This is a genomic window from Actinocorallia lasiicapitis (assembly GCF_054778695.1).
Genome location: NZ_BAAGZI010000743.1, coordinates 1 through 1,205, shown reverse-complemented (window position 1 = coordinate 1,205; position 1,205 = coordinate 1). Strand labels below are relative to the sequence as shown.

General features: G+C 74.6%; 1 protein-coding gene. It reads right to left on the bottom strand.

Translation table 11 applies throughout. The features are described from left to right. Positions 1–1,205, bottom strand: a 1,205-nt coding sequence (locus ACYVE7_RS34280) for an acetate--CoA ligase family protein (protein WP_460370767.1), incomplete at both ends; no start/stop codon positions are given.

Here is a 1,205-nt window from a genome sequence, read left to right as displayed (position 1 = left end):
GCCCCTGGGCGCTGCGCCCGCCGATCAGCGCGACGGCCGGTTTCGGGGAGCGGCGCAGCGCGTCGTAGAGGGCGCGCCCGTCGCGCGGGTCCTCCAGGTAGAGGCCGATCGCGGAGGTGCCGTCGTCGGCGGCGAACGCGGCGACCAGTTCGGCGGGGGTCACGTCGAGGCTGTTGCCGACGGTCGCGACCCGTGCGTAGGCGAGCCCGCGCGCCTCACCGACCTTGATGATCTCGCCGGCGAGTCCGCCGGACTGCGACACCACACTGATCCGCCCGGCACCGCCCGGCCTGCCGCCGAGGAAGGTCTGGCCGCCGGCGGGGGAGTAGACGCCCAGGCAGTTGGGGCCGAGCAGCCGGGTCCCGGCCGGGATCGCGGCCTTCAGCGCGGCTTCGGCGGCGTCGTCGCCGGTCTCCCGGAAACCGCCGCTCATCACCTGGACGAACGGGATCCCCGCGGCCTGGGCGAGGACGTCGGCGCACTGCCCGGCGGGCACCGCGACCAGCGCGTAGTCGATGTCGGCGGCGGCCAGCGACGGGACGCAGGGCACCCCGTCGATCTCGGTGGCGGCCGGGTGGACGGCGAACAGCGGTCCCGGGAAGGCCTGCCGGTAGAAGCCGAGGAACATGTTGCCGAAGTTGGGGCGTTTGGTGGACGCGCCGACGACCGCGATCGCCCTCGGCGCGAACAGTGAGTCGAATGTCCCCTTCGGGTTAGCCTCCTGGCGCGTCCTCTCTGTGGACGAGGGGACGTGACCGGCGCGGTGCGTCCCCTCGACCAGCCGCGCGTCCACCGCGACAGCCCCTGCGGGCGAGCAGATCACCGGGTTCAGTTCGAACTCGGCGAACTCCCGGGTGGCGAGCGCGTCGCCGACGGCCAGCATCGTCTTGACGAGCGCGGCCCGGTCGACGCCCGGCCGGCCGCGGAACCCGTCCAGCAGGGCCTGGCCGCGGAGTTCGGCGAGCATCGCGTAGGCGTCGTCCTCGGTGATCGGCAGCAGCCGCAGCGCGGTGTCGTGCAGCACCTCGGTCCAGATCCCGCCGAGCCCGACCAGCAGCACGGGCCCGAACGCCGGATCCCGCACCGCCCCGATGATCACCTCGACGCCGGGTGGCGACTGCTCCTCGACGAGCACCCCGGCCGCGTCCGGCAGCCGCGCCAGCATCGCCCCGGAGACCTCGCGGGCGGCCTCCGCGCTCCCGACC